General features: G+C 62.6%; 16 protein-coding genes. 11 read left to right on the forward strand and 5 right to left on the reverse strand.

All coding sequences use genetic code 11. The annotated features are described in order from the left end of the window. Positions 1 to 73 precede the first annotated feature (73 nt). Complete coding sequence (locus tag AC56LY_RS02070; protein WP_499576122.1) at positions 74 to 1,042, forward strand: IS1595 family transposase; 969 nt, start codon at positions 74 to 76, stop codon at positions 1,040 to 1,042. A gap of 76 nt (positions 1,043 to 1,118) precedes the next feature. After that, the gene (locus tag AC56LY_RS02075; RefSeq protein ID WP_499576124.1) at positions 1,119 to 3,092 is read left to right on the forward strand and encodes a CocE/NonD family hydrolase; all 1,974 of its coding nucleotides are present in this window, start codon (positions 1,119 to 1,121) and stop codon (positions 3,090 to 3,092) included. A 1-nt stretch (position 3,093) separates the two neighbouring features. Here the strand turns inward: AC56LY_RS02075 and AC56LY_RS02080 are convergent, their stop codons facing one another. Next, entirely contained in the window at positions 3,094 to 3,549 is a 456-nt protein-coding gene (locus AC56LY_RS02080) for a rhodanese-like domain-containing protein (protein WP_499576127.1), read from the reverse strand. A gap of 318 nt (positions 3,550 to 3,867) precedes the next feature. Here AC56LY_RS02080 and glnA point away from each other — a divergent pair, with 318 nt between their 5' ends. The 5 genes from glnA to corA all read left to right on the forward strand — a co-directional run bounded on the left by glnA (position 3,868) and on the right by corA (position 9,705). After that, a complete protein-coding gene (gene glnA / locus AC56LY_RS02085) occupies positions 3,868 to 5,283 on the forward strand; it encodes a type I glutamate--ammonia ligase (protein WP_499576129.1) in 1,416 nt (471 codons plus the stop codon). Positions 5,284 to 5,452: 169 nt separating this feature from the next. After that, positions 5,453 to 5,995 (forward strand): DUF4124 domain-containing protein, encoded by a 543-nt coding sequence (locus AC56LY_RS02090; RefSeq protein ID WP_499576132.1) that lies wholly within the window; start codon positions 5,453 to 5,455, stop codon positions 5,993 to 5,995. Next, the gene (gene glnL / locus AC56LY_RS02095) at positions 5,992 to 7,092 is read left to right on the forward strand and encodes a nitrogen regulation protein NR(II) (protein ID WP_499576136.1); all 1,101 of its coding nucleotides are present in this window, start codon (positions 5,992 to 5,994) and stop codon (positions 7,090 to 7,092) included. The genes AC56LY_RS02090 and glnL overlap by 4 nt, the downstream gene beginning before the upstream one ends. Before the next feature lie 65 nt (positions 7,093 to 7,157). Further along, positions 7,158 to 8,666, forward strand: coding sequence for a nitrogen regulation protein NR(I) (ntrC, locus tag AC56LY_RS02100; protein ID WP_499576138.1), 1,509 nt, complete (start codon positions 7,158 to 7,160; stop codon positions 8,664 to 8,666). Positions 8,667 to 8,736: 70 nt separating this feature from the next. Continuing rightward, positions 8,737 to 9,705: a magnesium/cobalt transporter CorA gene (gene corA, locus AC56LY_RS02105; protein ID WP_183549401.1), complete on the forward strand. Its 969-nt coding sequence runs from the start codon at positions 8,737 to 8,739 to the stop codon at positions 9,703 to 9,705. Here corA and AC56LY_RS02110 read toward each other — a convergent pair. The 3 genes from AC56LY_RS02110 to AC56LY_RS02120 all read right to left on the reverse strand — a co-directional run bounded on the left by AC56LY_RS02110 (position 9,700) and on the right by AC56LY_RS02120 (position 12,727). Further along, on the reverse strand, positions 9,700 to 10,509 hold the full coding sequence (locus AC56LY_RS02110; protein ID WP_499581917.1) for an EamA family transporter: 810 nt from the start codon (positions 10,507 to 10,509) through the stop codon (positions 9,700 to 9,702). The genes corA and AC56LY_RS02110 overlap by 6 nt on opposite strands. 53 nt (positions 10,510 to 10,562) lie before the next feature. Continuing rightward, complete coding sequence (locus AC56LY_RS02115) at positions 10,563 to 12,179, reverse strand: NAD(P)/FAD-dependent oxidoreductase (protein WP_183549403.1); 1,617 nt, start codon at positions 12,177 to 12,179, stop codon at positions 10,563 to 10,565. Positions 12,180 to 12,325: 146 nt separating this feature from the next. Then, positions 12,326 to 12,727 carry a hypothetical protein gene (locus AC56LY_RS02120; protein WP_499576146.1) on the reverse strand — a complete coding sequence of 134 codons (402 nt, stop codon included), beginning with the start codon at positions 12,725 to 12,727 and terminating at the stop codon, positions 12,326 to 12,328. Positions 12,728 to 12,760: 33 nt separating this feature from the next. Here AC56LY_RS02120 and AC56LY_RS02125 point away from each other — a divergent pair, with 33 nt between their 5' ends. After that, positions 12,761 to 15,823: a TonB-dependent receptor gene (locus AC56LY_RS02125; RefSeq protein WP_499576149.1), complete on the forward strand. Its 3,063-nt coding sequence runs from the start codon at positions 12,761 to 12,763 to the stop codon at positions 15,821 to 15,823. Positions 15,824 to 16,439: 616 nt separating this feature from the next. Then, positions 16,440 to 19,337, forward strand: coding sequence for a TonB-dependent receptor (locus AC56LY_RS02130; RefSeq protein WP_499576153.1), 2,898 nt, complete (start codon positions 16,440 to 16,442; stop codon positions 19,335 to 19,337). 75 nt (positions 19,338 to 19,412) lie between these two features. On the opposite strand, the gene AC56LY_RS02135 is transcribed toward AC56LY_RS02130, so the two are convergent. Next, the gene (locus AC56LY_RS02135) at positions 19,413 to 20,138 is read right to left on the reverse strand and encodes a 16S rRNA (uracil(1498)-N(3))-methyltransferase (RefSeq protein WP_499576154.1); all 726 of its coding nucleotides are present in this window, start codon (positions 20,136 to 20,138) and stop codon (positions 19,413 to 19,415) included. A 123-nt stretch (positions 20,139 to 20,261) separates the two neighbouring features. On the opposite strand from AC56LY_RS02135, the gene tkt reads away from it, so the two are divergent. Together tkt and gap are read left to right on the forward strand one after the other, a co-directional pair. Then, on the forward strand, positions 20,262 to 22,259 hold the full coding sequence (gene tkt, locus AC56LY_RS02140; RefSeq protein WP_499576156.1) for a transketolase: 1,998 nt from the start codon (positions 20,262 to 20,264) through the stop codon (positions 22,257 to 22,259). Between the two features lie 89 nt (positions 22,260 to 22,348). Continuing rightward, positions 22,349 to 23,359, forward strand: a complete 1,011-nt coding sequence (gap, locus tag AC56LY_RS02145) for a type I glyceraldehyde-3-phosphate dehydrogenase (RefSeq protein WP_499576157.1) — start codon at positions 22,349 to 22,351, stop codon at positions 23,357 to 23,359. The last annotated feature ends 18 nt before the right edge of the window (positions 23,360 to 23,377 follow it).

A 23,377-nucleotide genomic window follows, 5' to 3' on the forward strand; every position in this document is an offset into this window, starting at 1 on the left:
TAAATAGAGCCGAGCTATGAACTGATCAGCGGTCCCATGGTCCAACGCCTGTCCCCAGCGTCAGGAGTCGATCATGAAAGCGCCCCGTTTCAAGAACTGGTTTGCCAGGTTGCCAGCGCTGAATCAGCCACAGCGCCGGCAAGTGCTCGACGCCCTGCATCCCGCAGCTGGCCTCGACCAAGTAGTCGCACTGATCGCGCAAGCCAGAGCGCCAGCGCGCTGTTGCCCCAGTTGTGGCAACGAACGCTGCAATCGGCACGGATTCGCCAACGACCTGCAGCGCTTTCGCTGCTGCGCTTGTGGCCGCACGTTCAACGACCTGAGCGGCACGCCGCTAGCACGACTCCGGCACAAGGCCAAATGGCTCGCGTATTCACAGGTGCTGCTCGATTCACTGTCCGTGCGCAAGGGCGCAGACCAGGTCGGCGTGCACCGCAACACGGCATTCCGGTGGCGCCACCGCTTTCTCAAATGGGTCAAGCTCGACCGGCCTGCATCGCTCAACGGCATCGTGGAGGCCGATGAGACATTCCTGCTCGAATCGCAAAAAGGATCACGCACGCTCGACCGCCCGCCACGCCGACGGGGCGGACGCGCGCCCATGCGTGGCATTTCCCGGCATCTGGATTGCATCCTGGTGGCGCGCGACCGGAATGGCCGCACCATCGATGCCGTCACTGGTCGTGGCGCACTGACGGCCGCGCAACTCGAACGCGATTTGCTGCCCAGACTTGATCCGCAGGCGCTCTTGGTCAGCGACAGCCATGCCGCGTACCGGGCCTTTGCACGTAAGCACAGTATTGCGCACGAGACCGTCAATCTGCGCGCCGGCGTGCGCGTCAGGCATATGGGCAGCCGCGCCATCCACGTACAGAACGTGAACGCGTATCACGGGCGTTTCAAGGACTGGCTACGAGGCTTTCGCGGGGTGGCATCGCGCTACCTGCCCAATTACCTGGGATGGCGCTGGGCCCTGGATGGTGGGCGGGTCAGTTCCGCAGAACAGTTGTTCTGCATCGCAGTCGGCGTCATCAACAGATAAGGTTGACTGAGCCTTTTGGAATTGGTCGGGGAATCCCATTACACTGGCGTCCCCACTCATCTCTTCGAAGGCCGTCATGATCCGCCGCACGTTTCCCGCTCTTGTTTTCGGCTTGTGCCTTGCCGCTGGTCTGGCTAGTCCGTCTGCCGCGATTGCCGCCGACAGCGTCAAGGACGGCAAGCGCCCGACGCGCGAAGCCTATACCAAGTACGAGTACCGGATCCCGATGCGTGACGGCGTGCAGTTGTTCACGGTCGTCTACGTGCCGAAAGACAGCACGCGCAGCTACCCGTTCCTGATGCAGCGGACCCCGTACAGCGCCGGCGTACGCGCCGAAGGCGAACTGCGCTATGGCGTGGACTGGCTGCCCGAGTCGCTGGGGCCATCGCGCGAATTCGAGGAAGCGGGTTACATCTTCGTGAGCCAGGACGTACGTGGCCGCTACATGTCCGAAGGTGCGTGGCAGGAAATGACGCCGCACGGCAAGGGTAAGCTGGCAAAAGGCGAGGGCCGCGAGAGCGATGACATGCACGACACGGTAACGTGGCTGCTCAAGAATATCCCGAACAACAACGGTAAAGTCGGCATCTGGGGCATCAGCTACCCGGGCTTCTACGCTGCTGCCAGCGTGATCGATTCGCACCCGGCGATCAAGGCCGCCTCGCCCCAGGCACCGATTGCCGACCTGTACATGGGCGACGATTCATACCACGGTGGCGCCTTCAAGCTGGCCGCCAACTTCGACTTTTATGCGGCCTTCACGGCGGCGCCAAACCCGACTCCGCTGCCAAAGACCGGCAGCGAATTCGATTATGGCGTGGCCGACGGCTACGATTATTTTCTGAAGCACCGCACGCTGGCAAACATCGCCGCCACGATGACCGCCACGCAGCGCGAACTGTTCATGCCGAACATCGAGCACGATACCTATGACAGCTTCTGGAAAGAGCGCGCCATCGGCCCGCACATCAAGAACGTCAAGGCGGCCGTGCTGACGGTGGGCGGCTGGTTCGATGCCGAAGACGCGGCCGGCCCGTTCATCGTGCACCGCGCGCTGGAAGCGCAGAACAAGGGCGGCAACCATGCGCTTGTGGTGGGCCCGTGGGTGCACGGCGGCTGGGCGCGCGGCGATGGCGCCCGGCTTGGCCACGTCAAGTTCGACGCGAAAACAAGCGAATGGTTCCGGCGCGAGGTCCAGTTCCCGTTCTTCGAGCAGCACCTGAAGGGCGTCAAGCCGGGCAAGACGCTGGCGCCGGTGACCGTGTTCGAAACGGGCACGAATGTCTGGCGCCAGTACGACGCTTGGCCGCCCAAGCCGGCCAAGGCGCGCACGCTGTACTTTGGCGTGAATGGCACGCTGGGCTGGCAGCAGCCGGCCGCGACGATGAGCACGACCACGGGCGCAGGTTTCGACGAATACGTGGCCGATCCGGCGCGCCCGGTGCCGTACATCGGTTACCCGGCGCTGGGCGTGCCGCGCGAATACATGGTGTCGGACCAGCGCTTCGCTGCCACCCGGCCCGATGTGCTGGTGTACCAGAGCGCCGTGCTGGAAGAGGATGTGACGGTTGCCGGGCCGGTCACGCCCAGGCTGTTCGTGTCCACGAGCGGCACCGATGCCGACTGGGTCGTCAAGCTGATCGATGTCTACCCGGCCAGCTTCCCGACCCCGGCAGGCGAGCGGGGCGGCGATGTCGGCCCGCCCGCGGTGAGCCTGGGCGGCTTCCAGCAACTGGTGCGTGGCAACCCGCTGCGCGGCAAGTTCCGCAACAGCTATGAGAAGCCCGAGCCATTCGTGCCGGGCAAGGTCGAGCCAATCAAGTATGAACTGGGCCAGGTGAACCACACCTTCCGGCGCGGCCACCGGATCATGGTGCAGGTGCAGAGCTCGTGGTTTCCGCTGATCGACCTGAATCCGCAAACGTTCATGCGCATTCCTGACGCACAGCCAGGCGACTTCAGGAAGGCGACCCAGCGCGTGTATCACGCGCCGGGGACGGCGTCCGGGCTGGAGCTGATGGTGCTGCCGAACCCGGGCAGCGCCAACTAGCTCAGGCGCCGACCCACGGCAGGCCGGCCGTGCACCAGCCGCCGATCGTCTTGCGGTGGCCGTCGCCATCGCGATCGCCTTCGAACCCTTCCAGGATGTCGAAGGCGTTTGCATAGCCCAGTTCGGTTGCGACGCGTGCGCTGTGGCGCGAGCGTACGCCCGAGCGGCACAGGAACAGCAGCACGTCGTCCTTGCCGGCCACCTGTTCGAGCTGCGCGACGAAGTCGGGATTGGGCGCGCCGCCGGGATAGGTTGCCCACTGCACGGCCAGATGCTGCGCGCCGTCGATCGCGACGCGCCCCACCCAGTCGCGTTCGGCGTTGGTGCGCACGTCGACGAGCTTGACGTCGGCGCCGCTCTGGAGCAGGTCGTAGGCTTCCTGAGGCGTGACTGCACCAGCGTAGGGCTGGCCAGCGCCACGCTGGCGCGCCGCCGTGAGAATTTGTTCTTTAGTCATGTTCGTGGTGCCCATTGTTGGTTCGTCATTCGCAATGCACCATTCTGGCGCGCAGCGTTGTGCGCCGATTTGGTGCAAGCACGTAGAATTGCGCTTTGCTGGTGCAGATCGACACGCAGGTAAATCTTCGAGGATGCCCCCGGCCGAGGCGATTTTATGGGTAAACTAGCCCATTGCCCAAGAACGATTTGCGCATGTCGTCATGCACAGAAGTTAGCACCCCGGTTCGCAACGCAGTTGGCACAATTTGTGCTTCAACATGATGCAAGTTGTCGGTTCGCATAGACTGACATCCTTTTTTCAATTAGGAGATTCCGAATGGCAAAGTCCGCCGCAGATGTAATGCAAATGGTCAAGGACAACGAAGTCAAATTCGTTGATTTACGCTTCGCCGATACCCGCGGCAAGGAACAGCACGTCACGGTCCCGGTGTCGCACTTCGACCTGGACAAATTCGAATCCGGTCACGCCTTCGACGGTTCGTCGATCGCCGGCTGGAAAGGTATTGAAGCATCGGACATGCTCCTGATTCCGGATGCAAACACCGCCAATATCGACCCGTTCATGGAAGAGACCACGCTGTTCATGCAGTGCGACGTCATCGAGCCATCGGACGGCAAGGGCTACGACCGCGATCCGCGTTCGATCGCCAAGCGCGCTGAAGCCTACCTGAAATCGTCGGGCATCGGCGACACCGCCTACTTCGGTCCAGAGCCGGAATTCTTCATCTTCGACGCCGTGCGCTGGAAGCTGGACATGTCGGGTTGCTTCGTCAAGATCGACTCCGAAGAAGCATCGTGGTCGACCGACAAGGAATTCGAAGGCGGCAACAGCGGTCACCGTCCAGGCGTGAAGGGCGGCTATTTCCCAGTGCCACCAGTCGACTCGTTCCAGGACATGCGCTCCGAAATGTGCCTGATCCTCGAATCGATGGGCATTCCGGTCGAAGTGCACCACCATGAAGTTGCCGGCGCCGGCCAGAATGAAATCGGCACCAAGTTCTCGACCCTGATCGAGCGCGCCGACTGGACCCAGAACATGAAATACGTGATCTGGAACGTGGCCCATAGCTACGGCAAGACCGCGACCTTCATGCCAAAGCCAATGGCAGGCGACAACGGCTCGGGCATGCACGTGCACCAGTCGATCTGGAAAGATGGCAAGAACCTGTTCGCAGGCGACGGCTATGCAGGTCTGTCGGATACCGCCCTGTTCTACATCGGCGGCATCATCAAGCACGCCCGCGCCCTGAACGCGATCACCAATCCAGGCACCAACTCGTACAAGCGCCTGGTGCCAGGCTTCGAAGCCCCGGTCAAGCTGGCGTATTCGGCCCGTAACCGTTCGGCCTCGATCCGCATCCCGCACGTGGCGAACCCGAAAGGCCGCCGCATCGAGACGCGTTTCCCGGATCCACTGGCGAACGTCTACCTGTGCTTCGCAGCACTGATGATGGCCGGTCTGGATGGTATCCAGAACAAGATCCACCCGGGCGAAGCGGCAACCAAAGACCTGTACCATCTGCCGCCTGAAGAAGACAAGCTGATCCCGACGGTGTGCGCATCGCTGGAAGAAGCGCTGGACGCCCTGAACGAAGACCGCGAGTTCCTGACCCGTGGCGGCGTGTTCAGCGACAGCATGATCGATGCCTACATCGAACTGAAGATGCAGGAAGTCCAGCGCATGCGCATGACCCCGCACCCAGCCGAATTCGACATGTACTACTCGTCGTAATCGGTCTATCCAGGCTGGCGCGGATGTGCATCGCGCCAGCCTGGCGGGTAGAACAAACGCGGGGAAAGCCATGCTTTCCCCGCGTTTTTTGTTGCTTGGGGTTTATATTCCTTGGGGTATAGTCGGGCGCATCTACAATAGCGTGCCCTTGCGACCAACCGGGATGGGAATGACAAATAGTGTGTTTCAGGCCAGTGTGGCCGTTTTTACCGCCGTGTTTGCCTCAGTGCTGCTGTGCGCCAGCGCGCACGCGCAGATCTACCGTTGTACCGATGCCAATGGTCGGCCGCTGTACACCGACACCAAGGTGGGCAAGTGCCAGCTGATCGACACTGGCTACAGCGCGCCGCCGGCAGCCTCGGCCCCGATTCCTGCACCGCGCTCGGCGGGCGGTGGGGGCGGGTCATCCGCGTCGAATTCCGCCCCGACGGCGGCGCCAAGCGCGGCCCAGTCGAACTTCCCGCGCGTGGACAACGTCCTGCAGCGCGCCCGCGACGACGACCGGCGCGAGATCCTGGGCGATGAACTGCGCCTCGAAGAACGCAAGCTTACCGACCTCAAGCGCGTCTTCAACAACGGCGAACCCGAGCGCCAGGGCAATGAGCGCAACTACGCCAAATACCAGGAGCGCGTGGCGTCCATGCGCGACGAAATCAATCGCAGCGAACGCAATATCGAAGCGCTCAGGCGCGAGATCGGCAATATCAGATGACCCTGCCTCCGATGGCCCCACCCGTGTACGACCCAGGCAACCCGGCGCGTTTCGCCGGCCTCGACTTGCTGGCTTCGGCCGTGATGATGACCGGGCCCGATGGCGAGGTGGTGTATGCCAACGCCGCTGCCGAAAACCTGATGGAGCTGTCGTTCAAGTCGCTGCAGCGCCATCGCCTGCCCGAACTGTTTACCAACGGCGCCGAGATCGGCGTGTTGATCACGCAGGCGCTGGTGCACCAGTACGCCGACCTGCGCCAGGACCTGACGCTGCAGCGCAGCGGGCGCGAACCGCTGCACGTGAACAGCATCGTCAGCGCGCTGGGCGACGGCACGGCGCTGATCGAGCTGCGCGAGAACGTGCAGCAGTTGAAGCTCGACCGCGAAGAGCGCCTGATGGACCAGAGCCAGGCCAACAAGGAACTGATCCGCAACCTGGCGCACGAGATCAAGAACCCGCTGGGCGGCATCCGTGGCGCGGCGCAATTGCTCGAACTCGAACTGCCGCCGCACCATCTGCTGGAGCTTCAGGAATACACGCAGGTGATCATCAAGGAAGCCGACCGCCTGCAAACGCTGGTCGATCGCCTGCTGGCGCCGCACCGCAAGCCGCACATCGTCGGCGACGTCAATATCCACGAGGTGTGCGAGCGCGTGCGCAGCCTGATCCTGGCCGAATTCCCGCAGGGCCTGTCGATCCGGCGCGATTACGATGCGTCGATTCCCGAGTTTCGCGGCGATATGGAGCAGCTGATCCAGGTGGTGCTGAACATTGCCCACAACGCTGCGCAGGCCGTTGCCGCGCGCATTGCGCAGGGCGACGCCGAGATCGTTTTGCGCACCCGCGTGGCGCGCCAGGTCACGCTGGCCAAGGTCCGCTACGGGCTGGCATTAGACTTGCATATCATTGACAATGGACCGGGCATCGCGCCCGATATCCGCGACCGCATTTTTTATCCGCTCGTATCCGGGCGTGACGGCGGAAGTGGCCTCGGGCTGACGCTGGCGCAAACCTTTGTGCAGCAACACCTGGGTGTGATCGAGTGCGAAAGCCGGCCTGGACTGACGGATTTCAGGATCCTGCTGCCCCTGCCATAAGCGGGAGACAGCGGACCGTCCCGACCAGTCCTTTATTGAATCCATGTTGCGGGAAGCACGAAACCATGAAACCAATCTGGATTGTCGACGACGATGCATCGATTCGCTGGGTCCTCGAAAAGGCCCTGGCGCGCGAAAGTCTGGAGACCCGCAGTTTCGCCAATGCGCGCGAAGCGATGACCGCCTTTGAAACCGACACCCCGCAAGTGCTGGTGTCGGATATCCGGATGCCGGGCGAATCCGGCATCGACCTGCTGCAGGCGGTCAAGGAACGCCATCCGGGCCTGCCGGTCATCATCATCACCGCCTTCTCGGACCTCGATTCGGCCGTGTCCTCGTTCCAGGGCGGCGCCTTTGACTACCTGGCCAAGCCATTCGACATCGACAAGGCCGTCTCGCTGATCCGGCGTGCGTTAGAGGAGAGTTTGCGCGAAGCGAGCGTCGAAGCCCCGCCAGCTGAAACCCCCGAGATCCTCGGCCATGCACCGGCGATGCAGGAAGTATTTCGCGCCATCGGCCGCCTGTCGCAGTCGAACGTCACGGTGCTGATCACGGGTGAATCGGGCACCGGCAAGGAGCTCGTGGCGCGCGCGCTGCACAAGCACAGCCCGCGCGCGCAGCAGCCGTTCATCGCGCTCAACACGGCCGCGATCCCGAAAGACCTGCTCGAATCCGAACTGTTCGGCCACGAACGCGGTGCGTTCACGGGCGCGCAGGCGATGCGGCGGGGCCGCTTCGAGCAGGCCGAGGATGGCACGCTGTTCCTCGACGAAATCGGCGACATGCCATTCGACCTGCAGACGCGTTTGCTGCGCGTGCTGTCCGATGGCCACTTCTACCGCGTGGGCGGCCACCAGCCCGTCAAGGCCAATGTGCGCGTCATTGCGGCCACCCACCAGAACCTCGAACAGCGCGTGCGCGACGGCCTGTTCCGCGAAGACTTGTACCACCGACTGAACGTGATCCGCCTGCGCCTGCCGTCGCTGCGCGAGCGCAACGAAGACATTCCGGTCCTCACGCGCCACTTCCTGGTGCAAAGTGCGCACCAATTGGGGGTGGAGCCCAAGCGCATGAGCGAGCAGGCGATGCGCTTCCTGTCGGGTCTTGAGCTGCCGGGGAACGTACGCCAGCTGGAAAACCTGTGCAACTGGATCACCGTGATGGCCCCGGGCCAGACCGTGGAGGTCAAGGATCTGCCGCGCGACCTGACCCAGGGTTCGGCGCCGCTGACAGGGAGCAGCGTGCCGAATGTCGTGCCGCTGTCCGACGGCATCGTCGGTGCCGGTGCGCAGCCAATGGCCTCCGGCGGCGGCGTCGTACTGCAGGCGGCCGGCGTGCAGTCGCCCGAAGGCTGGTTGGGCCTGCTCGAATTGCAGGCGGCCGGCATGCTGAGCGCAGGGCAGATGGACGTGATGGATATCCTGGGCCGCCAGTTCGAATCGGCGCTGATCCGCACGGCCCTCAAGCACACGCACGGGCGCAAGAACGACGCGGCGATGCGGCTCGGGATCGGGCGCAACACCATCACGCGCAAGATCGTGGAGCTGGGAATCGACGGGGCGCGCGAAGAGTAGGCTGTCAGATGGCAGGGCGTTGGTGTAAAGTCCTGCATCGGCGCGCTGCGCCCGTTTCATTTTCTACTCAATGCTGATCAATTGCGTCGCCTACCAGGAAGGCAAGAAGCTGTCCGATATCCCGGTCGAGGATATCAGCGAATACATCAAGCTGGATGACACCTTTGTCTGGGTCGCACTGCGCGACCCGGACGCTGCCGACATCGCGCTGATGCAGGAAGAATTCGGCCTGCACGAACTGGCGGTGGAAGACGCGCTGCGCGGTCACCAAAGGCCCAAGCTCGAAGAGTATGGCGATTCGCTGTTCGTCGTCGTGCAGATCGTTGAACTGGTGGGTGAGGAGATGTCCGTCGGTCAGTTGTCCGTCTTCGCCGGACCCAATTACGTGCTGTCGGTGCGGCGTGATGCCAACCAGGGTTTTCTCGGCGTGCGTGCGCGCGCCGAGCGCGAACCGCACCAGCTCAGGAAAGGCGCGGGCTTCGTGCTGTACGCGCTGGTCGATGCCGTCGTCGACCGTTATTTCCCCGTGGTCGACACGCTCGAATCCGAGCTCGAATCGATCGAAGACCATATCTTTTCCATGCAGGGCAAGCAGCGCGACAATGTCGAGCGCCTGTATGATCTGAAGCGCAAGGCGCAGACGCTGCGCCACGCCGTGGTGCCGCTGATGGACGCGCTGGGGCGCCTGTACGGCGGGCGCGTGCCGGCCGTGGTGGACGAGACCCAGGAATACTTCCGCGACGTGCACGACCACCTGCACCGCATCGCCGGCCGCCTGGACGCGGTGCGCGACACGATCAACACGGCAATCCAGGTGACGCTGTCGATGGTGGCGATCGAAGAGAATGAAGTGAGCAAGAAGCTCGCGTCGTACGCGGCGATTTTTGCGGTGTTTACCGCGTTCGCCGGCGTATGGGGCATGAACTTCGAATTCATGCCCGAGCTGAAATGGAAGTATGGCTACCCGTTCGCGATGCTGACGATGATCTGCGTGTGCGGCTACCTGTATCGCAAGTTCAAGCGGGTGGGGTGGTTATAGGGGCTGGCGCTTGTCGGCCGTGGCGGCTGCGCCGCCAGACGCCACGATCACCAGCGCGATCGCCAGCCACTGCAGGCTGGTCAGGCGCTCGCCCAGCCACAGAAAGCCAGCCAGCGCCGCGATGGCCGGCCCGCTGCTGACCAGGATGCCGAACACCCGCTGCGGCAGGCGCCGCAGCGCCATCATCTCGAGCGAGTAGGGCAGGGCGGACGACAGCAGCGCCACCGCCACGCCGCCCGCCAGCATGGCCGGCGTGAACAGCGCCATGCCCGCATGCGCCACGCCAAATGGCACCGCGAACACGCTCGCCGCCAGCAAGCCCCAGGCCACGGCCTGGCCGCCGTTCAGGGTCGAGACGCGCTTGCCGAACACGATGTACATCGCCCAGCAGAACGCCGCCGCCAGCGCATACGCGATGCCGGCCGGGTCGAGCTGCGTCGCGCCGGCCACCGGTAGCAGCAGCCACAGGCCGAATCCCGCGCAGATCACCCACACAAAATCGCGCGCATGGCGCGACGACAGGACCACGACCGCCAGCGGCCCCGTAACCTCGATTGCCACCGCAATCCCGAGCGGGATGCGCTCGAACGCGCGGTAGATGCACAGATTCATCGCGCCCAGCATCAGGCCGTACACGAGCAGGTTGCCCACATCGGCGCGCGCCGGGCGCCCAAAGCGCCAGGGCCGCACGATGGCCAGCAGGATCAGCGCCGCCAGGCCCACGCGCAGCGCGGTAACGCCTTCGCTGCCGACGGCCGGAAACAACCCCTTGGCCCAGGCCGCGCCCGCGTTGACCGACACCATCGAGGCCAGGATCGCCAGACCCGGGCCCCATGCGGCATGCCGGCCAGCCGCGTTCAACGTGGCGCCATGGCCAGCGCCACCGCTTCGGCCACGCGGATGCCGTCGACGGCCGCCGACATGATGCCGCCTGCGTAACCGGCGCCTTCGCCGGCCGGGAACAGGCCGCGCGTGTTCAGGCTTTGCAGGTCGTCGTTGTTGCGCCGGATGCGGATCGGCGACGAGGTGCGTGTCTCCACGCCCGTCAGCACCGCGTCTTCCTTGTAGTAGCCCTTGATCTGCTTGTCGAAGGCGACGAACGCTTCGCGCATCGCGACGATGGCGTAGTCGGGCAGCGACGTGGCCAGGTCGGTCAGGTGCACGGCCGGCAGGAACGATGGCGTGACCGAACCGAGCGACGTGGATGGCCGGCCGGCCACGAAGTCGCCCATCAGCTGGCCCGGTGCATCGTAGGTCGAGCCGCCCAGCACGAACGCGCGCGATTCGAGCTCGCGCTGGAAGGCGATGCCGGCCAGCGGGTGGCCCGGGAAATCCTCAGGCGTGATGCCCACCACGATGGCGCTGTTGGCATTGCGCTCGTTGCGCGAATACTGGCTCATGCCGTTGGTGACGACGCGGCCTTCTTCGCTCGACGCGGCCACCACCGTGCCGCCCGGGCACATGCAGAAGCTGTAGACCGAGCGGCCGTTGGACGCGTGGTGCACGATCTTGTAGTCGGCCGCGCCCAGCAGCTTGTTGCCGGCGTTCGGGCCGAAGCGGCAGACGTCGATCAGCGACTGCGGGTGTTCGACCCGGAAGCCGATCGAGAACGGCTTGGCTTCGATGTACACGCCGCGTTCGTACAACATCTCGAAGGTGTCGCGCGCGCTGTGGCCGATGGCGATCGTCAGGTGACGGGTCGGGATTTCTTCGCCGCTGGCCAGGCGCACGCCGACCACCTGGCGCACGCCGCCGGTTTCTTCGATCAGCACATCCTGCATGCGCGTATCGAAGCGCATTTCGCCGCCCAGATTGATGATCTCGGCGCGCATCTGCTCGACCATCTTGACCAGGCGGAAGGTACCGATGTGCGGCTTGCTGACGTACATGATCTCTTCGGGTGCGCCGAACTTGACGAACTCGGTGAGCACCTTGCGGCCGTGGTGGTTGCTGTCCTTGATCTGGCTGTAGAGCTTGCCGTCCGAGAAGGTGCCGGCGCCGCCTTCGCCGAACTGCACGTTCGACTCCGTATCGAGCTTGCGCTTGCGCCAGAAGCCGAAGGTGTCGACGGTGCGCTCGCGCACGACCTTGCCGCGCTCGAGCACGATCGGATTCAGGCCCATCTGCGCCAGGATCAGCGCGACGAACAGCCCGCACGGACCGGTGCCGACGACGACCGGGCGCGGGGTGCCGGGCGCGGGTTTGGCGGCATTGACGAACTTGTACTCGACGTCGGGGGCGGGCATGACGTGCGGGTCGCGCAGTTTTGCCAGCACTGCCTTATCGTCGGCAACGGTCGCGTCGATCGAGTAGATCAGGACGATGGCGGATTTCTTGCGCGCGTCGTAGCTGCGCTTGTAGACGGCAAAGTCGAGCAGCTCGGCGTCAGCGATGCCAAGGCGGGCCAGGATGGCGTCGCGCAGGGCGGCGTCCGGGTGGTTCAGGGGGAGTTTGAGTTCGTTAATACGCAGCATGGGAGTGGTTGCTGGTGAGGCAACAAAAGTGGAGCGGCAAAGGCCGATATTTTACCCCGCCGCTTACGTGCCAGACGGTATGTTGCTTAAAAAAACGAATAGTCTTTAAAATGTAAATACATAGGATGTGTGATCTTTGAGAATTGTCACAGCCAAAGCGCCGAAATCGTCTTCATTCGTGCCGCTTTACAACGACTTTTGTGGAACTGTCGCAACGTCAGGCGGCAGAAATCCATAAAAAATCCTGCTGCGCGCACGTCGAAAAAGTGCACTGCAGCAGGGAGTTTTCTGAGCTGTTTTGGTGAGTGGGCGCACCGTGCCTGCGCGCTGTCTCGCACCCACAACATTGTGCGAACGAAAACAATGAAATGCAGGCGTATATGCATAAAAAGTTGTTGACGCCACAATGCCGTATGCATGAATGTAGATAAGCGTTCATTTCCTTTGCGAGGGAAAAATGGCATGAACGTACCTGCACGGCGATGCAGGTGTACAGGGAGGGGCGCTACCGCGATCGGTGCTGGTGCGACCAACAACAGGACTGCCATGAGCGGTCCGGCAAAAAAGAGAAAGCAAATCACATGTTGAAGAAAACTGTATTAGTTCACGCATTGAGCCTGGCCTTTGGTGGCGCAGTGATTGGCATGGCGGCAATGTCGCCGGCAATGGCGCAGTCGAATGCATCGGGTAGTGTCTTCGGTACCGTCGCCCCGGGCAGCAATGTGCAGATTCTCATTGAAAATACCGACATCGGTATCCGCCGTACCCTGACCCCGGATGCACAGGGCCGTTTCGTCGCCAGCTCGCTGCCGAGCGGCACCTACCGCGTGTCCCAGTTGCGTGACGGCGGTGTCGTCGGCACCGTCAACGTCGAGACCGGCATTGGCCGCAACGGCGAAGCCATCTTCGCCGCCGCCGCACCGGTCGGCGGCGCCCAGGTCGTCCAGGTGACCGGCACCCGCGCCACCATCGACACCAGCAGCGCCGGCAGCAGCGCCACCTTCAATGCCCGCGAACTGGCAGCGTTGCCGATCGGTCGCACTGTCGAAGCCATCATCCAGCTTGCGCCCAACACCACCACCGCCGACTCGCGCTTTGCGGGCGGCGCATCGTTCGGTGGCGGCGCAGCGTCCGAGAACTCGTACTACATCAACGGTTTCCCTGTCACCAATCCGCTGACCGGCCTGGGCGCTGCCCAGCTGCCATTCGGCGCGATCGCCGAAGCGCAAGTGCTGACCGGCGGCTTCGGCTCCGAATTCGGCCGCTCGATCGGCGGCGTCGTCAACATCGTCACCAAGGGCGGCACCAACACCTGGGAAGCAGGCGGAATCGTGACCTGGGAACCGAAATCGCTGCGCGCCACGCCGAAAGACATCTACTACGGCAACACCGGCACCCGGAACAATGTGGCCACCGACGGCACGCTGCGCCAGGCGCGCGCCGAAAATACGCGCGACCAGAAGGTGTACGGCGCCTACGTCGGCGGCCCGATCATCAAGGACAAGCTGTTCTTCTTTGCTTCGGCCGAGAAGACCGAAACCGAAGAAGGCCTGGTCAATGGCACGCGCATCGCGACCAACAATGCCGCCGTTGGCTGGCGCGAGCGTGACACCAAGATCGAGCGCTACATGGCCAAGATCGACTGGAACATCACCGACAACCACCGCCTCGAATTCACCACGCTGGGCGACACGCCTGAAGTGAACAATTCGGACAGCGGCTTCAATTACGCGACCCGCACCCGCAGCGGTGTCGTCAACTCGAGCTCGCGCCGTATCAACGTCGACAGCAACGGGGCCAAGATCAACACGCTGCGCTATGTCGGCAACCTGACCGACGACCTGACCCTGACCGCCCTGTATGGCCGTTCGAAGTCGCCGCACGAAAACTACTTCACCGGCTACAACCCGGACCTGTACCAGACTTCGGCGTCGCTCGACGCACGTGCTCCTGGCCTCAGCTACCCCAACCCGCAAAACATCAGCGGCAATATCCTGGCACCTGGCTCGGAAGACATCGTCGATTCGGGTCGTCTTGATGTCGAATGGCGCCTTGGCGCGCACACCCTGCGCGGCGGCTTCGACCAGACCAAGGTCGAGTCGATTGCTGCAGGCGAATTCCGCGCCGGTGGCGGCCTGTGGACCTACTTCCGCGCCGGCACGCCGTCGGCGCCGATCGAAGGGCCGAACGGCGTGCTGATCCCGTCACCAGCGAGCACCGGTACCGCGCTCGGCAACCAGGGCTACTACGTGACCCGCGACCTGTTCTCGACCGTGACGAATTCGTTCGGCGAGCAAAGCGCGTGGTACCTGGAAGACCGTTTCCAGGCAACACCGAACCTGCTGCTGACCCTGGGTGTGCGTAACGAATCGTTCAAGAACCAGAACGACTCGAAGACGACCTTCCTGGAAATGAAGAACCAGTACCAGCCGCGCCTGGCCGCAGTCTGGGACGTCAATGGTGACGCAAGCTTCAAGGTGTACGCCACCCTGGGCCGCTACTCGGTGCCGATCCCGACCCACATCTCGGTGCGTGGCGCGGGCCGTTCGACCTATACCGCGCAATACTACGGCTATACCGGCGTCGACGCCAATGGCGCGCCGACCGGCCTGACGCAACTAAGCGAGCCGCTGTCGAACAACAACGAATATGGTCAGGACAAAGTTGTCGAGACTCTGGCAGCGCGCAATATGGAACCGACGTACCAGGATGAAATCACGTTCGGCTTCGAAAAGGCCTGGTCGCCATCGCTGAACTTCGGCGCCAAGGCAATTCATCGCAAGCTGCAATCGACCATCGACGACTTCTGCGACGTGCGTCCACTCCGGCGCTTTGCCGCAGCCAACGGCATCGCGATCACCAACCCGCTGTTTGGCAACAGCTGCCAGACCTTCAATCCGGGTGAAGACAATGAGTTCCTGGTCGACTTCTCGGGCGACACGTCAAACCTGACACCGGTCAACCTGAGTGCAGCGGACATGGGTTTCGACAAGCCAAAGCGCACTTACAGCTCGGTCGAAGCGTTCCTCGAGCACCCGTTCCGCAATGGCTGGTACGGCAAGATGAGCTATGTGTGGTCGCGCAACAAGGGTAATACCGAAGGCCAGGTGCGTTCGGATAACGGCCAGGCTGACGTCGCCGTCACCTCGTCGTGGGATTACCCTGAGCTGATGGAAGGCGCCTATGGCTACCTGCCGAATCACCGCAAGCACCAGGTCAAGGCTTTTGGCTTCTATCAGTTCAACGACGAGATCACCGTTGGTGGCAATGCGCTGATCGCTTCGGGCCGTCCACGCAGCTGCATCGGCAGCGCCGCCAATCCGGGCGATTCGCCGAACTACGCCAACCAGACCTTCTATTGCGGCGGCCTGACCCGTTCGCAGAACGTGCTGACCCCACGCGGTTCGGTCGGCAGCCTGCCATGGACCCATCGCTGGGACATGAACGTGGCCTATAAGCCTAACTTCATCAAGGGCCTGCAGTTGCGTGTCGACGTGTTCAACGTCTTCAACAGCCAGTCGGTTTCCAGCGTCACTGAGGCATACAACAATGCTGCCAACGTCAGCAGTCTGTACCAGACGCCGCTGTCGCTGACTGCACCGCGTTATGCCCGTTTCTCGCTGATGTACGATCGCAAGTTCTGATTCGACATTTCTGTTGACCAAAGCAAACCGCCCTTCGGGGCGGTTTTTTATTGGTTGCCTAAATACATTGTGTTGTATTTATCCAACTCATTCGACCGCGCCCAATAATGGTGCAATGAAATAGAAACCGTGATCGTCGGCATCGGATCACCTCACGATTTTCGTGAGAAACACGCCATTTTGATAACAAAAAAAGAGTCAATACAAGAGGTTGCGTATTTTTGGGTTCTTATTGCAGAACGGAGTTGGTGCACCAAGCTGATATTGCGTTGCACCACCATCGAACCTTTCCAACTTTCAAAAAAATAAAGTGTTGTATTTCACACTCGGCACCATTGGTGCTGTGTTGACACTATTCTTGACGCCATGTTTTTATAGCTCCACTTGAATAACGTTTGGTTTCACCCGAGCACTTATTTAGGCTGATCGTCCCCAGTAAAACGTATGCATGAAAAATACTGCTGTCCAGAATGCCATATGCGGTCCAGGTATTTCAGCTAACCAGCACGATCGCGATGCCTGCTGGCACGAGCGAACGGTAGCCAGGCCTGCTGGATAAGACACACGAGCATTTTGGTGCGCAATTACCGATAAGAAAGTACGAGGAGAATCACCCATGATGTTGAAACTGAAGTCGATGCCTTTCGCGATTGCCTGCGCAATTGCCAGCGGCGCCCTGACCTGCGCTGCTCCGGCATTTGCCCAAGCCCAGCAGGGCAGCACCGAACCGGCCGCCCAGCGCGTGGTCGTGACGGGTTCGCTGATCAGCCGTACCAACACCGAAACGCCGACCCCGGTGCAGGTGCTGACCGCAGCCGACATCCAGAAGAGCGGCAAGACTTCGGTTGCCGAGCTGCTGACCGACCTGGCCGCCAATGGCGCTGGTACTCTGGGCACCGGCTTTGCCGGCGCGTTCGCCAATGGCGCATCGGGCATCTCGCTGCGCGGCCTGACCGTGGGCGCGACCCTGGTGCTGATCGACGGCCACCGCATGGCCCCGTATCCACTGTCGGATGACTCCCAGCGCTCGTTCGTCGACGTCTCGTCGATCCCGTTCGATGCCATTGAAAGCATCGAGATCCTGAAGAGCGGCGCTTCGTCGCTGTACGGCTCGGACGCCATCGCCGGCGTCATCAACATCAAGCTCAAGAAAAACCTGAACGGCACCCGTCTGTCGGCCGAAGTCGGCGACACGCAGCACGGCGGCGGCAAGACCAAGCGCGCCTCGATCAGCACCGGCATCGGTGACCTCGACAACGACGGCTACAACGCCTTCATCACGGCTGAATACCGCAAGCAGAACGCGATCAAGGTCGTCGACCGCGAACAGTATGGCTACGCGAACCGCGACTGGCGCGCACGTGGTGGTAACGACCTGACCCTGGGCGTGCCGACCAACATCAACAACTTCCTGACCCCGGCCAGCAGCCCGTTCCTGTACAACGCGGCGAACCCGAACAACCCGGCTGGCGTCTCCAACGTCAATAACCCGGCCAACTACCAGTTCCTCGATCCGACGAACTGCAACTTCACCAAATACCGTGCCGGTGGCTGCTCGGTGCGCGATGAACTGTCGAACATCCAGCCAGAGACGGAAAACGTCAACCTGATGATCGGCATGACGAAAAAGCTGAGCGAAGACTGGGAAGTGCGCTTCAACGGCTCGATGTTCCAGCGCGAAAGCACGAACAACCGTAACGCCACCCCGCAAGCGTTCAACCCGATCAGCTTCAACGGCACCACGACCCTGGTCAATGGCGTGCTGACCCCGCGCGTGGGCGCCATCCCGAACACGACGTTTGCTGCCGGCGCACCGGTCGGCGCGAATATCACCAATCAACTGGGCGCAGCGGCCCGCCTGTACGGCTACATCCCGGATGTCGGCGCCAACCTGACCACCAACAACAAGACCACCGCGACCCGCTTCGCGGCTGATCTCGTCGGTAGCGCCTACGGCTGGGACGTGAACGCTGCCATCGGCGGTACCCGCGTCAAGAGCGACCTGAACTACAGCGGCTACGTCAATCGCTCCAACCTGTACAACCTGCTGCGGAATGGCACGTTCAATGTGCTGGGCAACAATGCACCGGGCGTCGTGGATGCCGTCTCGCCGCGTTTCAGCAACGAGATCGACTCGACGCTGAACTACGCCGACCTGATCGGTTCGCGTGAACTGCTGTCGAATTTTGGCGCCGGCCCACTGGCCTTCGCCGCTGGCGTGCACTGGCATGAGCGCAAGCAGAATGCACCTGCATCGAGCCTGACGCTCAATGGCGCGGTCGCCAATACGGCAGCGTTCACCATTGGTGACGAGACCAACAGCGCGGTGTTTGCCGAGCTGCAGGCCACGCCGATCAAGAACCTGGAAATCGGCCTGTCCGGTCGTTATGACCACTACGATACCTACGGCAATTCGTTCACGCCGTCGGCCAACTTCAAGTGGGCGCCGATCCAGCAGTTCGGTCTGCGCGGTACGTTCGCACGCGGTTTCCGCGCGCCGAACCCGGCCGAAGTCGGCAATGCAGGTTCGTTCTTCACGTTCAACGCGATCCGCGATCCGCTCCTGTGCGCCAATGGCAGCCAGACCACGGCCGGCAACGTGCCGTCGGCTTGCTCGTTCAGCCCACCGTACGTCCAGACCACCAATCCTGATCTGCAGCCAGAGAAGTCGAAGTCGTTCACGGCCGGTATCATCGTCGAGCCAATGCGCGGCCTGAACATGACCCTGGACTACTACAAGATCCAGATCAAGAACCTGGTCGTCACGCAAGCGGGTAACGATCCAGGGTTCACCCCAACCTGGGTCCGCGGTCCTGCCAACACGATCGACATCGCCACCGGCGTGGGCAACAACACGGTGCCTGGCATCCCTGCGGCTGGTCCGATCCTGTACGGCCTGTCGCCTTACATCAACGCCGGCAGCACCGAGACCCACGGTATCGAAGCGGACATCCGCTACCGCTGGCGCCTGGCCAACGATCTGGGCACCGTCAGCGCGAACCTGAGCGCAGCCCACGTCTTTGGCTATGTGACCGAACTGGGCAGCGATTCGTACCAGCTGGCCGGCACGCAAGGTCCATCGTCGGTTGGCGGCGCAACGGGTAATCCGAAAGACCGTGCGCAGTTCACCCTCGGCTACAACCGTGGCCCGCTGGACGTGACCGCCACCGTGAACTACACGAGCGGCTTCTCGACCTTCGACCCGGCACTGGGCGCGACCGATTGCGCATCGACTGCAGCCGACGTTGGTGGCCGTACCTACTTCCAGGGTCTGGTCCAGCCGATTGGCTACTGCAACGTGTCGTCGTTCACCGTCACCAACCTGAACCTGTCGTACAAGGTCACGGACAACCTGACGATCCGCGGCGCGATCCTGAACCTGTTCGACAAGGAAGCACCATATGACGTCGCTACCTACGGCAACGCCGGTGCACAAACGTCGTACAACGCGTCGCTGCACCAGCCAGGCGCAGTGGGCCGCTTCTTCAGCCTGGGCGCGAACTACACGTTCTAAGCCTGCCGCTGTATAAAAAAACCCCGCCGGCAGCGATGCCGGCGGGGTTTTTTCATGCGTTCTCTATTGATTTACTCAGATGGCGTCCCAGGCCCCTGCCAGCACGGCGAGCGCCGCCAGACCGGCCGTCTCGGTGCGCAGCACGCGTGGTCCCATCGACAGCGACAGCGCGCCGGCAGCAACGGCCGCGTCTTCTTCGTGCGGCGTGAGCCCGCCTTCGGGGCCGATCAGGAGCGTGACCGCCTGTGGCGCATTCGCGCGCGCCCAGCCGGCCAGCGATCCGGTTGCGCGCGGACTGAGCAGGATGCGTGTCGTGCCCGCGCCAGCCGCCAGCCACGGTTGCACATCCGCCACTGGGTGCAACTGCGCCAGCCGGTTGCGCCCGCATTGCTCGGACGCGGCCACGATCACGCCATGCCAGTGTGCCTGGCGTTTCTCGAGCCGCTCGCCCGACAGGCGCACGACGCTGCGCGCCGCCGCCAGCGGCTGGATCGCGGCCACGCCCAGTTCAACGGCCTTTTCGATAATCCAGTCCATTTTCGAGCCTTCCGGCAAGCCCTGGGCCAGCGTCACGGAATAGGGCGCTTCGGCCTCGATCGCCTCATGTGCGTCGATGACGGCAGTCGCGCGCCGCTTGCCGCTCTCGACCAGTGTGGCGCGGTACTGACCGCCTTCGCCATTGAACAGCGTCAGCGCTGCCCCTGGCTGCAGGCGCACCACATGCAGGTGATGCGCGACTGCTTCCGGCAGCTCGACGGTGCTGCCATTGACAAGCGGCTGGGGACAATAAAAACGCGGCATGGCACTCCTGAAATCGGTATGGACAGGGCTGCATTTTAAATCCTCGCTACGGCGGTCTGGTAAAATAACGGGCTACGGCCAGCCGCAGGCCACCAGCTTTCCAATCCCTGATCCCCGATCTCCATGAAATCTACGCAAACCACCACCCTGATGGCCAACGCGATCCGCGCGCTGGCGATGGACGCTGTTCAGCAAGCCAACTCGGGCCACCCGGGCATGCCAATGGGCATGGCCGAGATCGCCGTTGCGCTGTGGGACAAGCATTACCGCCATAATCCGGCCAATCCGGGCTGGATGAACCGCGACCGCTTCCTGCTGTCGAACGGCCATGGCTCGATGCTGCATTACGCGCTGCTGCATCTGGCTGGGTACGACCTGACGATGGACGATCTGCGCGCATTCCGCCAGATGCATTCCAAGACCCCAGGTCACCCTGAAGTGGGCATCACCCCGGGCGTTGAGACCACTACCGGTCCGCTGGGGCAGGGCATCGCCAATTCGGTCGGCATGGCGCTGGCCGAATGGCTGCTGGGCTACGAATTCAACCGTCCAGGCTACGACGTGGTGGATCACTACACCTATGCGTTCCTGGGCGATGGCTGCCTGATGGAAGGCATCTCGCACGAAGTGGCGTCGCTGGCCGGCACCCTCAAGCTCAACAAGCTGATCTGGCTGTACGACGACAACGGCATCTCCATCGACGGCAAGGTTGAAGGCTGGTTCACCGATGACACGCAAAAGCGCTTTGAAGCCTATGGCTGGAACGTGATTCCGAAGGTCGACGGCCACAGCGTCAAAGATATCGATGCCGCCATCGAGCAAGCCAAGACGTCGGACCGTCCAACGCTGATCTGCTGCAAGACGATCATCGGCAAGGGCGCTCCGAACCTGGAAGGTGGCGACAAGGTCCACGGCGCCCCATTGGGCGACAAGGAAATTGCCGCCGTGCGCCAGCACCTGGTCTGGGATCCGATCCCGTTCGACATTCCTGCCGAACTGTACGAAGCATGGGACGCGAAAGAGCGCGGCGCCCAGGCTGAAGGCGAATGGAACACGATGTTCGCGGCCTACCGCGGCGCGCACCCCGAGCTGGCGAGCGAATTCGAGCGCCGCATGAAGGGTGAGCTGTCGGGTGAGTTCACCAAGGCGCTGGACGCCGCGATTGCCAGCTGCATCGAAAAGCAGGAAACCATCGCCACCCGCAAGGCCTCGCAAAATGCCATCCAGGCGCTGGCCGCGAGCCTGCCAGAATTTTTGGGCGGCTCGGCCGACCTGACCGGTTCGAACCTGACCAACTGGAAAGAATCGGTCGCCGTGCGTTCGGGCATCGCCGGCAACCACATCAACTACGGCGTGCGCGAATTCGGCATGGCCGCGATCCAGAACGGCGTGGCGCTGCATGGCGGCTTCATCCCGTTCGGCGCAACGTTCCTGACCTTCTCCGACTACAGCCGCAATGCACTGCGCATGGCCTCGCTGATGAAGCTCCGTTCGATCTCGGTCTTCACGCACGATTCGATCGGTCTGGGCGAAGACGGTCCAACCCACCAGTCGGTCGAGCACGTCTCGTCGCTGCGCCTGATCCCGGGCCTGGACAACTGGCGTCCATGCGACACGGTCGAATCGGCCGTCGCATGGGGCGCAGCAGTCCAGCGCAAGGATGGCCCGACGACGCTGATCTTCTCGCGCCAGAACCTGCCGTTCATGGCCCGCGACACCCAGCAGGTCGCCGACGTCGCCAAGGGCGGCTACGTGCTGCGTGACACGCCGGATGCCAAGGTCATCTTCATCGCCACCGGCTCGGAAGTCGAACTGGCCGTGAAGGCGTTCGACGCACTGGCCGCTGAGGGTATCGCCGCACGCGTCGTCTCGATGCCGTCGACCGACGTGTTCGACCGCCAGGACGCCGCCTATAAGGCCAGCGTGCTGACCCGCGGCACGCCGCGCGTGGCCATCGAAGCCGGCATCACCGCCTTCTGGTACAAGTACGTGGGTCTGGAAGGCGCCGTGGTCGGCATCGACACCTTCGGCGAATCGGCGCCAGCGCCGGTGCTGTTCAAGCACTTCGGCTTCACCGTCGAGAACGTGGTTGCCAAGGCCAAACAAGTTATCGCAGCGTAAGCATTCGCCAGAAAACGGACTGTCCCGAAGGGATGGTCCGTTTTACTATGTTCGTTACGAAAAAGTTTTTTTTCTACTAGGAGCCAAGCATGACGATCAAAGTTGCAATCAATGGTTATGGCCGTATCGGCCGCAATATCCTGCGCGCATTCTACGAAGGCGGCAAGAAACAGGACATCCAGATCGTGGCGATCAATGACCTCGGCAATGCCGAGTCGAACGCCCATCTGACCCGCTACGACACGGCCCACGGCAAGTTCCCTGGCACCGTCACGGTCGAAGGCGACAACATGATCGTGAACGGCGATCCAATCCGTGTGTTCGCACAGCGCAACCCTGCGGAAATCCCATGGGGCGAGCTGGGCGTGGACGTGGTCCTCGAGTGCACCGGTTTCTTCACCACCAAAGAAAAAGCATCGGCCCACATCAAGGGCGGCGCCAAGAAAGTCATCATCTCGGCCCCGGGCGGCAAGGATGTCGACGCGACCATCGTGTTCGGCGTGAACCAGGACGTGCTGAAAAGCTCGGACACCGTGATCTCGAACGCATCGTGCACCACCAACTGCCTGGCCCCGCTGGTCAAGCCGCTGCATGACGCCGTCGGCCTGGAAACCGGCCTGATGACCACCGTGCACTCGTACACGAATGACCAGGTGCTGACCGACGTGATGCACGAAGACCTGCGCCGCGCCCGCTCGGCCACGCAGTCGATGATCCCGACCAAGACCGGCGCTGCCGCTGCAGTCGGTCTGGTGCTGCCAGAGCTGAACGGCAAGCTGGACGGCTTCGCGATCCGCGTGCCGACCATCAACGTGTCGATCGTCGACCTGACCTTCATCGCCAAGCGCGACACCACCGTCGATGAAATCAACGAGATCATGAAGACGGCCGCCGATGGCGCGCTGAACGGCATCCTGACGTACCAGACCGAGCCGCTGGTGTCGGTTGACTTCAACCACAACCCGGCATCGTCGAACTTCGACGCGACCCTGACCAAAGTGTCGGGCCGCCTGGTCAAAGTGACGTCGTGGTACGACAACGAGTGGGGTTTCTCGAACCGCATGCTCGACACCACGGTTGCACTGATGAACGCCAAGTAATCTGCTGGTGCTTCACTG

It is taken from the genome of Telluria sp. ZT3P25, assembly GCF_059685895.1.

Excerpts from the sequence above, each read along its gene's own strand:
- corA (WP_183549401.1), top strand. The coding sequence starts at position 8,737 with ATGCTGATCAATTGCGTCGCCTACCAGGAAGGCAAGAAGCTGTCCGAT.
- AC56LY_RS02080 (WP_499576127.1), bottom strand. The coding sequence starts at position 3,549 with ATGACTAAAGAACAAATTCTCACGGCGGCGCGCCAGCGTGGCGCTGGC.
- AC56LY_RS02125 (WP_499576149.1), top strand. The coding sequence starts at position 12,761 with ATGTTGAAGAAAACTGTATTAGTTCACGCATTGAGCCTGGCCTTTGGT.
- AC56LY_RS02130 (WP_499576153.1), top strand. The coding sequence starts at position 16,440 with ATGATGTTGAAACTGAAGTCGATGCCTTTCGCGATTGCCTGCGCAATT.
- AC56LY_RS02120 (WP_499576146.1), bottom strand. The coding sequence starts at position 12,727 with ATGGCAGTCCTGTTGTTGGTCGCACCAGCACCGATCGCGGTAGCGCCC.
- glnL (WP_499576136.1), top strand. The coding sequence starts at position 5,992 with ATGACCCTGCCTCCGATGGCCCCACCCGTGTACGACCCAGGCAACCCG.
- AC56LY_RS02090 (WP_499576132.1), top strand. The coding sequence starts at position 5,453 with ATGACAAATAGTGTGTTTCAGGCCAGTGTGGCCGTTTTTACCGCCGTG.
- tkt (WP_499576156.1), top strand. The coding sequence starts at position 20,262 with ATGAAATCTACGCAAACCACCACCCTGATGGCCAACGCGATCCGCGCG.
- ntrC (WP_499576138.1), top strand. The coding sequence starts at position 7,158 with ATGAAACCAATCTGGATTGTCGACGACGATGCATCGATTCGCTGGGTC.
- AC56LY_RS02075 (WP_499576124.1), top strand. The coding sequence starts at position 1,119 with ATGATCCGCCGCACGTTTCCCGCTCTTGTTTTCGGCTTGTGCCTTGCC.
- AC56LY_RS02110 (WP_499581917.1), bottom strand. The coding sequence starts at position 10,509 with ATGGTGTCGGTCAACGCGGGCGCGGCCTGGGCCAAGGGGTTGTTTCCG.
- glnA (WP_499576129.1), top strand. The coding sequence starts at position 3,868 with ATGGCAAAGTCCGCCGCAGATGTAATGCAAATGGTCAAGGACAACGAA.
- gap (WP_499576157.1), top strand. The coding sequence starts at position 22,349 with ATGACGATCAAAGTTGCAATCAATGGTTATGGCCGTATCGGCCGCAAT.
- AC56LY_RS02115 (WP_183549403.1), bottom strand. The coding sequence starts at position 12,179 with ATGCTGCGTATTAACGAACTCAAACTCCCCCTGAACCACCCGGACGCC.
- AC56LY_RS02070 (WP_499576122.1), top strand. The coding sequence starts at position 74 with ATGAAAGCGCCCCGTTTCAAGAACTGGTTTGCCAGGTTGCCAGCGCTG.
- AC56LY_RS02135 (WP_499576154.1), bottom strand. The coding sequence starts at position 20,138 with ATGCCGCGTTTTTATTGTCCCCAGCCGCTTGTCAATGGCAGCACCGTC.